Origin of the sequence: Pseudoalteromonas sp. G4, from assembly GCF_028875915.1 — a bacterium.
Classification (GTDB): domain Bacteria; phylum Pseudomonadota; class Gammaproteobacteria; order Enterobacterales; family Alteromonadaceae; genus Pseudoalteromonas.
The window spans coordinates 1-9,456 of the sequence record NZ_JAPEHW010000114.1 but is presented as its reverse complement, the minus strand read 5'-3'; the positions used below and the strand labels follow the sequence as shown (position 1 = coordinate 9,456).

The 9,456-nt window shown below is 42.1% G+C and carries 7 protein-coding genes and 1 pseudogene; all 8 read right to left on the bottom strand.

All coding sequences use genetic code 11. The annotated features are described in order from the left end of the window. A pseudogene (locus ON073_RS19480) lies at positions 1-181 on the bottom strand (glucose/galactose MFS transporter); the annotation flags it as partial. A gap of 176 nt (positions 182-357) precedes the next feature. Continuing rightward, positions 358-1,395 carry a glycoside hydrolase family 16 protein gene (locus tag ON073_RS19475; protein WP_274763544.1) on the bottom strand — a complete coding sequence of 346 codons (1,038 nt, stop codon included), beginning with the start codon at positions 1,393-1,395 and terminating at the stop codon, positions 358-360. Positions 1,396-1,415: 20 nt separating this feature from the next. Then, a complete protein-coding gene (locus ON073_RS19470) occupies positions 1,416-2,900 on the bottom strand; it encodes a tryptophan halogenase family protein (RefSeq protein ID WP_274763543.1) in 1,485 nt (494 codons plus the stop codon). Between the two features lie 25 nt (positions 2,901-2,925). Continuing rightward, positions 2,926-3,231, bottom strand: coding sequence for a hypothetical protein (locus ON073_RS19465; RefSeq protein WP_274763542.1), 306 nt, complete (start codon positions 3,229-3,231; stop codon positions 2,926-2,928). Beyond that, on the bottom strand, positions 3,183-4,004 hold the full coding sequence (locus ON073_RS19460; RefSeq protein WP_274763541.1) for a cupin-like domain-containing protein: 822 nt from the start codon (positions 4,002-4,004) through the stop codon (positions 3,183-3,185). The genes ON073_RS19465 and ON073_RS19460 overlap by 49 nt, the downstream gene beginning before the upstream one ends. 1 nt (position 4,005) lies before the next feature. Next, the gene (locus tag ON073_RS19455; RefSeq protein WP_274763540.1) at positions 4,006-4,731 is read right to left on the bottom strand and encodes a SapC family protein; all 726 of its coding nucleotides are present in this window, start codon (positions 4,729-4,731) and stop codon (positions 4,006-4,008) included. A 15-nt stretch (positions 4,732-4,746) separates the two neighbouring features. Continuing rightward, entirely contained in the window at positions 4,747-6,303 is a 1,557-nt protein-coding gene (locus ON073_RS19450; protein WP_274763539.1) for a tryptophan halogenase family protein, read from the bottom strand. A 104-nt stretch (positions 6,304-6,407) separates the two neighbouring features. Next, positions 6,408-9,359, bottom strand: coding sequence for a TonB-dependent receptor (locus ON073_RS19445; RefSeq protein WP_274763538.1), 2,952 nt, complete (start codon positions 9,357-9,359; stop codon positions 6,408-6,410). Positions 9,360-9,456: the final 97 nt, after the last annotated feature.

Below are 9,456 nucleotides of genomic sequence, written 5' to 3'. Positions count from 1 at the left end.
AGGCACTAAAAAAGCAAAACTGGATAAGCATTGCTTGGGTGTAATTAAGGGTAAAGGCTTCTTTTAAGTAGGGAATTAAAATGTCATTAAGACACGTAATAAAACCCCACATAAAAAAGAGGCTGGTTAAAGCAACGAGCGCAAACTGGGTGTTAGAGGTGTTACTTGCCTCAACTTGCACGGTCTGATTTAGTGGATTGGGTGAGCTCAATGTCGTTTCCTTTAATATGTTGTCAATTTTTTGTAGTTATTAATATTAAAACGCTAAAGTATACAATATGTAACTTAGTTGAAAGCATTACATACGATTGCATAAAATTTAAAAAGCTAACCCATTGATTGATAGGTTTTTTATTTTTATATGGTTGGGGCTTTACCATTAACAAGTAACTTATCTAAACTAGATTTCAGCTTAGGCAAGCTTGCGCACCCTTTACCAGTGTGTTTATCTGCTTGGCATTGATAAGCTTTTACATACTCAATAATAAACGGGTTATTTTCGTCAAAGGCATTAGCATCTACCCCTTTTTGTCCGGTATTTTCTGGCCAGTTTCCGCCAACAGCAAAATTTAGAATTAAATGAAACGCCTGATCAAAAGGGGCTTTTGAATATAATACGTCTTGCTTTTGGTTGTTGTTATTTGAGCTCAGGGTATACCAGCCTTGATGGGCAAATTTTCCGTTATTGTTTAACCTGGTTTGTTTTTGGCGGGCATATAAAATGTTGTCTACATACCACCTTATTTCTCCTTCTTCCCACTCAACACTATAAAGATGAAAGCCATCTGCGGGGTTGCTTTTACCACCAAAATCAAATGCTTTTCCTGAATAGACATTGTTTGGCCAATCATGGCCGTAGTGAAGGGTGCCATGAACGGTGTTTTCAATTTTACCGTTTTTGAGTGGCACTTTAAGATTAACGCTTTCCATAATGTCTATTTCGCCAGACTTTGGCCAAGTACCATAAACTTGTTCACTAGGCAGCATCCAAAAGGCTGGCCATGCCCCTTGCCCTGATGGCAGTTTGGCTTTGATCTCAAAGCGGCCATACTTAAAATCAGCTTTGCCCTTGGAATTGATGCGCCCAGAGGTAAAAGGTTTTAATGCCTTTTCGTTTGCTTTTCTCGCAACTAAATACAAAGCGCCGTTTTTTAAAAACAGGTTGTCGATATTGGCGGTATAACATTGCTGCTCGTCATTCCCGCCGCCATCACAGTTCACTTCGATATTCCATTTACTGCTATCAAGTGTTTCGCCAGAAAAATCGTCTTGCCAAACGAGCTGCCACTTTGCATTGGGTGTTGTTTGATAGCCAATTGCGCTATTTGGTGGTGCAGCACTTAGGTTGAGTGAGATGATGCTCGAAAAAGCTGCAAATACAGTCATCCATTTCATTGTGTTATAACCCTTTGCTCTTATTTAGCAGTTGCGCAGTAGTATTGAATAAACTCCCAATGATCAGGCCATTTATCTACTTTCTTTCGCGTATTGCGTTTAGCATTATCCAGAAAGTTTTTCAGCTCCATATCGCTCATGCTGTCGACAATTGGGTGGTAGCTTTTAGGCTCTAAGCCTTGGCCAAGCAGGCACTGTACCCACGAAGTTTCGGCGAAAAGATCGTGTTCTTTTTTGAAAATGCGGCCAGATTGTTCAAATAGATCGAGTTTATGTTGCAAAGAGTCTGGAATCGGCATGGTTTTACAATAACGCCAAAATGCCGTATCAGTTCGCTCGGTAACGTGATAGTGCATAATAATAAAGTCACGAATGCTGAGCGCTTCAAGGCGAGTTTGTTCATTGTATTCATTTATATCCGCTTGATTGAAACCATCATTTGGGAACAGTTGCAGTAAACGGACAATGGCTTTTTGAAATAGGTGAATACCGGTTGATTCTAATGGCTCAATAAAGCCTGAAGAAAGGCCTGCTGCGATACAGTTTTTAACCCAATGCTTTCTACGCGCACCTGTTTTGTATTTGATAACACGGGGCTCGTTTAATCTTTCGCCTTCAATATTATCAAGTAATGTCGCAACTGCTTCATCATCTGATAAATACTTGCTGCAAAATACATGGCCATTTCCGGTGCGATTTTGCAGTGGAATTCGCCATTGCCAACCTGCGTCACGTGCGATTGAGCGAGTATATGCAACCGGTTTACTGACGGTTTCAGTTTGTACTGCAATGGCACTGTCGCATGGTAAATAATGGCTCCAATCGTCATAACCCGCGTGCAGAGTCTGCTCGATTAAAAGTCCTCTAAAACCAGTGCAATCAATAAATAGGTCACCTTCAATAATGTCGCCAGAGGTCAGCTTTAATGCAGTGATAAATCCGGTTTCTGGATTTTGTAACACCTCATCTATGGTGCCTTCAACACGTTTACCGCCGTGTTGCTCTGCAATACCGCGTAAAAACTTAGCGTAAAGTGCGGCATCTAGGTGGTAGGCGTGATTCATATCTTGGTTTGGTAATACCGCAAAGCGACCTTCACGCTGCGCTAAATGTTCTGCAACATAATCACCGAGCTCAGATACATAGCCTTTTTGTTTTCCTTTTTGCCAAAAGTGATGAAAACCACAGGCCCAGCAGTCAGGCCCTAAAAAGCCAAACGAGTGGATGTAGTCTTGCTCTTTTTGGCGCCAATTCTCAAATTTAATGCCCAATTTAAACGTCGCATTGGTCGCCGCCATAAATTCAGGCTCTTTAATGCCGAGTAAACGATGGAAAATATGCAAGGTAGGGATTGTTGCCTCACCAACGCCTACAGTTGGAATAAGATCAGATTCAACAAGTGTGACATTTATCGTGTTACCAAGCAGTTTACTAAAGGCCGCCGCGGCCATCCAACCTGCGGTACCACCACCTGCAATTACGACGTTTTTTACTTTGTTTTGCATCTGTATCTCCACTGCTTTCGGTGTTCTATCGTTTTAGTTTGTTAAGAAGACTTGCGCGTAACTTTAATGCTTGCTGCTCTGGTAATGGCAATGTGAGCGCTGCTTTTGCATGTTCTGGAATATGTTCAAGCGAGTCTAGTTCGTCATTAAATACGTAATAATTGAATAAGGCTTGCCAGGCTTTACGTTGTGCTTTTGGCAAGCTACGTAATGATAAAATAGCCAACTCCAATGCGTTATCAGGGCGGCCATAAAATGCAGATGTATCTCGCCACCAATGTGTCAGCAGCAGGTTGAAGCCTGTTTTGGCTTCAACCTGGTGCCACCACATACTGGGCAGTAATAAGATAGGTTGAAGCCTGTTTTGGCTTCAACCTGGTGCCACCACATACTGGGCAGTAATAAGATATCTCCCGGTGATAATTCAGCGATAAGAGCATGTTCCAGCGCCTCGGCAAATTTGGGGAATTGGTTAAAGTCGGGGTTTTCAAAATCTACTAAGCTAATGGCTTGTCCGCCTGGTGCAAATTCTAAGGGGCCAACATAGAGGTTTTCGATTTGTTCAGGTGGAAAAAGCAAAAACCGTCTTTTACCTGCAAGATTGCAGGCAAGATTAGTGGGAAAATCAAAATGCGCTGCTATTTTACTTTGATTTCCAAGCCACACACTGGTGAGTGGTGAAGCGCTTGCAAGTGTAAAGTCATGCTCGTTTTCAAGGGTTGGGAACCAACGTGCGGTATTTGTTGAACCCATATATACCGTCGGAGCTTTTGCATCATTTTGGCATGACAATAACTTTTCAATTACTAATTGCAGCGGTATTTGGTGCGCATTTACATTAAAACCATCCATATTTTGGTTGTAAAAAACACGGCCGTTAATTTCTGGCTCGCCGTAAAACGCATTGATTGGCTCGCCAGTATAATGCGAGAGTAAATGTTGTGCAGCAGCTTCATTAGACTGAATGGCTTTTTGTACAATGGGCCAATGGCTGCAAGCACCTTTAAAGAGCAAAGGTGTTTCTGAGCTTAATAACGCACCAGAAATATCTTTGCTGGTAATGTTAGTGAGCTCAGTAACTGGTTTGATGCTCTCTAAGTTCATATTAGAGACCTAGCAGTTTATTTTTACGTTTAACAAGCTCTGCAATATTGCCGTGTGAGGCAATAATAAAGTAAATCGCTTGCAAGTAGCCGAGCTTAACAAGGTTAAGAGTTTGTTCGTCAGAAAGCGCCGCTAATTTATCTTCGTTTATGGTGTAAAAACCAAGCATTTGATTTTGCGAGCCGTCGTTTAAAGTCACATCTAAAGTAAATTGTTCAATGAGTTCATAGCCAAGCAGTGTTTCAATAAAGTGAGCGCTTTTTTCTACACCGTGGTGAATGGCTTCCATTAAATCAGCCATTTGGTCTAGGTAATCACTGTTGCCGCCATATTCTAAAAACAGTGCTTCGCCTTGTGTTTCGTTTACACGCGGGCTTTCCATATCAATGGTTAAAACGCGTGTAAGCTCAGTTTGCCCGCCTTGGTTTTGCTGCTGATGGCCAATAGCAAATGGATGACGCTTGATGGTCGCAGGAATGTAACCATCCCAGCCATCGTCAGTTAAGAACAGATTTTCATTTTGTTTAACACCCATTAAAGCAACAGGCATAAACTGGCCTGTTTCGCTGTTTTTCTGAAAGAAAATAGGGTATTGGTTTTGAATGGCGCGAAACTCATCAGGAAAGGTCAGTGCAAACCAGACATTATCGCCAAACTGCGCACTTGCTTTGGTGTTTACTTTAATATTTTTATGAGCAATGTTGTTAACTAATTCAAATTTTGCCATCGAGGGCCACCTTTCTTAAATCGTTGTTAAGCCGTATTGCTTAATTTTGTTTAGCAATACCCTGTTTGGCTCTAACTGTTGTTGTAATTGGTTTCGTTTTTGTTGATTTTGTTGAAACAGCGCTTTTGCTTTAGCGTGTTCAGCATGCCATTTTTGCGACGGGTTAAACGCAGTTTTCCCTTTCAAACCATAGTAAATATATTGATAGCTTGCTGCGGGAAATAGCTCTTCTGTTTCAAATGAATCATAAAGATATGGCGTTTGATATTGCCATAACAGTAATTTATCGCGCAGCGTTTGTGATAGTGTTTCGGTACTTGTTGCAGCGCGCCAATACTTGGAGTCATCGCGCTCTGATAACACGTAGTGCAGCTTTAAAAAATCGATAATTTGCTGCCAACGCTGATGGAATTTTTTATTAAAGCGTTTGGCAATGACGTCCATCACCGCTCTATTTTGCGGAAATTGATCGCGAATAAATTTGGCAGATAGCTCTATTAGAGCGATAGCCGAGGCTTCTAAAGGCTCGATAAATCCTGCTGACATGCCAATAGCAACCACGTTCTTATGCCAAAACTTTTCGCGGTAACCTGGGTTTATTTGTAATTCGCGCACGGTGAGTTTGTTGATATCACAATTTGAGGTATCTGATACATAACGGGAAAGTGCGTCGAAAGCTTGCTCTTTGGTGCAAAAATCACTGCTATAAACATGACCTATGCCGCGACGTGATTGCAGTCCTATATCCCAAATCCAACCATTATCTACAGCGGTACTGTGAGTCGCCGAATTAATATTGTCGTCAGGATGTTGGTAAGGCACTTGTACTGCCAGTGCGCGGTCGTTGAATAACACCTCTTTGCAACTAACAAATGGAACTTTAAGTGCTTTATCGATTAATAAACTATGAAGGCCGCTGCAGTCGATAAATAAATCACCGGTTATTTCACCGTGTTTTTCGGTAAACACCGATGCCACATCGCCATTACTTGTGAGCCTAACATCTTGCACATTGTCATCAATATGCATTACCCCGAGTTTTTCTGTGCAATGTGATTTAAGTAATGGTGCAAATTTTCCTGCATCAAGGTGATAACCATAGTTTGCAATAAAGTTGTATTCAGGCGTTGAAATTTGTTTAGGTGCAAGTTGTGCATTACAGAGTGCATCTTGAAAGCAAACAGCTTGATCAAATGGCACTTCATTTTTATAAGGTAGCCAATGCTCAGCAAGGTTAAGTTGATTGAAAGACTCTGGTAGCGAAAACGGATGAAAGTAACTGTCGCCTGTCGATGAGCGCCAGTTGATAAATTTTGAGCCTTGCTTAAACGAGGCATCACACTCGTTTAAAAAGGTTGTTTCAGATATTCCGATTTGTTGAAGCGTGTCGCGCATTGACGGCCATGTGCCTTCGCCAACACCAATCGTAGGAATATCACTAGATTCGATTAAGGTTATGCGGATTGGGTTTTGTAATGATGACACACTGTGTTCAGCAGCAAGAATACTCGCAGTCAGCCATCCGGCACTGCCACCGCCAACGATTACGACTTGTTTTACTGCATTTGTCATTACTACAACACCTGATTTTTCAGTCACATATTAGTTATTTTATATGCTAATGACGTTTTTGCGAGAAAGCCGCGCAAAACGCGGCTTTTTCGCTATTCGGTTAGTTAAAATGTATAGCGTACACCGATGTTGAAACGAGGGCCTGTTTGAGTCACGTTAACAACCTGCAACGATGAACGTTCATGGGTACGGCTGTATTCATCAGTTAGGTTAATACCTTCTAAGAATACCGTTAAGTTCTCGTTGTACTCGTAGCTTACACTTGCATCCCACTGACCGTATTCTTCAACAAAAATAGGGTTTTGTAAGCCAAGTGTATTTACTGTGCTTGCTAAGAACTCATCGCGCCAGTTATAAGCGATACGGGCTTGAATGCCGTCTTTATCGTAAAACGCGATAAAGTTATACGAGTCACTCATGCCAAGGATTGCAAACTGCTCATCTTGTGATTCTTTATCGTAATCGATATCACCGTCTACAATTGTTGCATTGGCAATCACACCAAAGCCAGATTCACCGAATAGGTGTTGAACTGCAAATTCCCAACCGTAGATTTTAGCGTCTTCTTGGTTTACAGGAATCGTGATGTCGAACATGGCAAAGTCATCACCCGGAACACCTAAAATAAAGCCATTTTCATCAAGTGTTTCTGGGTAGTTTTCTTTGATGTATTCACGAATTAAGGTGTTGTTATTGCCTACCGCTGCAACAGCTTCAGCATAACGGTCACCCATTGCAGGGTGAGTTAGGCTAAACGCTTCTTCTTCAACCGTTGTGCGGCCAATAAAGTTTGTACTGTCTTTTACAAAATAACCAACAGCTGCATAGCTACCTTCGTCGTAATACCATTCAACAGAAAGATCTAAATTGTTAGATTCGAATGGTTTCAGGTCAGGGTTACCACGACTACCAGTACCACCGTCGATACGAACTAGTGAGTTAAGTGTTTGGCCACCTTGAATATCAGCATAGCTTGGACGTGCAATTGTTTTACTATATGAAGCACGCACTAATAAGTCCTCAACCACTTCAATGTTGAAGTCAACATTTGGTAGGAAGTTGCTGTAGTCACCGGTTAAATTAGTAAAGCCTTGTTCACCTGTGGCAACTAAGTTGAACTCGTTGTCACCTGCCCATGCAATGTTGTTATAGATAGGCACCAATGCTCTAGAAGTTACGTCTGTTTGCTCATAACGTACACCGATATTTAGGTTATACGGTAAATCTGCAATTGAACCTTGGAAGTTTGCTTGAACATATGCTGCCAATTGTTCTTCTGTTGTGCGACGGTCAGTTGTGTAATTTGAAGACGCACAGAATGACGTACCACAATCACCCGCTGAGCCGAGAGCACCGTAAAGGTCGTTGGCAGTTTGACGAACTGAGTCGAAATCCCAGCGGAAGAATTCATCTAGAAGAATATTTGAACCAGCCCCTGGCACATCAAAATGTGAACCTACATCATCAAGTACAAAATCGATGCCGCTGAGATCACCTTCCGCACCAAGACCACCCCAATTATCTTGCTGAACATTAGAGAATGCAGAGCGGTTTTCAACTTCAGTTGATGAAATACCAAAATCAATGCTTGAAAGGTCACCATCATCAAATACGAAAGTACCGTCAAACTGTGCTTGGGTAACGTCACTACGCATCATACTGTTACGGAATGAACTACCTGTAACGCGCATATCTTTACTTTGAATGCCGTTAAAGCCATCAGGATAAGTGATATTTAGTACAGGGAAGTCTTTGCTGAAGTCTGCAGTTGTTACTGCACGAACCCAAGTCGCCATACCAATAACGTTGTTGCTACCGTAAGGGCTGTCTGGACGAGATTCAGCGCTCGAATCGTGGTAATCGAAACGCAATTCTAAATTATCGTTAACTTGCCACTCAACGTTAAAACCAAGAGACTTGTTTTCGTTAACAGTGTCAAAGCTACCTGCACCCATTGCTAAGTCGCCAGGAGCGCCAAATGCCTCTGAGTAAATAAGCGGTGCTGCGATTGGGCCGTCTGACCATTCACCAGTTGACGGACCAAAGTTAAACCATGCAGATACGTCATTGTACTGATCAGATACTTCATTTTTCGCATACGTGTAATCAAGAGTTGCAGTTACATTGTCCATTGGACGGTATTGAATAACGGCTTGACCATTGGTACGTGTACGTTGTACTTCATGGAATGCATAGCCTAAGCTTTGCGGCACTGAATAAATTGAATCTGCGCTTGGATAATTAGTGTGTGCATTGTCACCATCAGGGATTAAACCACCCCATTCAGCGTTACCGCCACCCCAATCCCAACCATTGATGTTGCCAGGGAAAGTACGCCAGCCACCGCTGTTTGCTTGTACATTACCACTTTCACGCTCTTGATATGAGCCTGATAGTGCGATACCAATTGTATCCTCAGCAAATGTGTTGCTGTATAAACCAGATAGCTCAGGTGTGATCGATGCACCTTCATCAGTCGATTGATCCATAACGCCTTTTAGGCCAACCGTTGCTTTTTGACCTGGCGAATTAAGTGGTTTAGTGGTTAGGATGTTGATGGTCGAACCCATACCACCTGATGGCACGCTTGCTTTACCTGTTTTGTAAATCTCAACGCCAGCAATGCCTTCAGCGGCAATGTTAGCAAAATCGTAAGCACGTGAAGTTGATGCAGTTGTTGCTTCAAGTGATGAAGCAGGCATCTGACGGCCATTTAGCGTTACAAGGTTGTACTCTGGGCCAAAACCACGAACAGTTACCTTACTACCTTCACCATTGGCACGGTCAATTGATACCCCTGAAATACGTTGTAGTGATTCAGCTAAGTTTGTATCAGGAAACTTACCAATATCTTCAGCAGAGATTGCATCAACAACACCGCTTGCCGAACGTTTTACATCCAAAGCCTTGATTACAGAGCCACGGATACCCTTGACCTCAATAACTTCTACATCGTCTTTTGTCGCCTCATCAGCGTACATTGGCGTAGATAAAACCCCCAGTACTACGGAGAGACTGGTGGCTATCTTTGTCTTTGCAAAGCGATTGTTTTTCATGCTGTCTGCCTTAATTTAGATATCAGTTCTTATTAGAATTATTGTCATAATGTTGTTGAATTAACAGAACGCTCAATTCCCCTTCACGAGAAATGTA

Excerpts from the sequence above, each read along its gene's own strand:
- ON073_RS19460 (WP_274763541.1), bottom strand. The coding sequence starts at position 4,004 with ATGAACTTAGAGAGCATCAAACCAGTTACTGAGCTCACTAACATTACC.
- ON073_RS19470 (WP_274763543.1), bottom strand. The coding sequence starts at position 2,900 with ATGCAAAACAAAGTAAAAAACGTCGTAATTGCAGGTGGTGGTACCGCA.
- ON073_RS19465 (WP_274763542.1), bottom strand. The coding sequence starts at position 3,231 with ATGTGGTGGCACCAGGTTGAAGCCAAAACAGGCTTCAACCTGCTGCTG.
- ON073_RS19475 (WP_274763544.1), bottom strand. The coding sequence starts at position 1,395 with ATGAAATGGATGACTGTATTTGCAGCTTTTTCGAGCATCATCTCACTC.
- ON073_RS19445 (WP_274763538.1), bottom strand. The coding sequence starts at position 9,359 with ATGAAAAACAATCGCTTTGCAAAGACAAAGATAGCCACCAGTCTCTCC.
- ON073_RS19450 (WP_274763539.1), bottom strand. The coding sequence starts at position 6,303 with ATGACAAATGCAGTAAAACAAGTCGTAATCGTTGGCGGTGGCAGTGCC.
- ON073_RS19455 (WP_274763540.1), bottom strand. The coding sequence starts at position 4,731 with ATGGCAAAATTTGAATTAGTTAACAACATTGCTCATAAAAATATTAAA.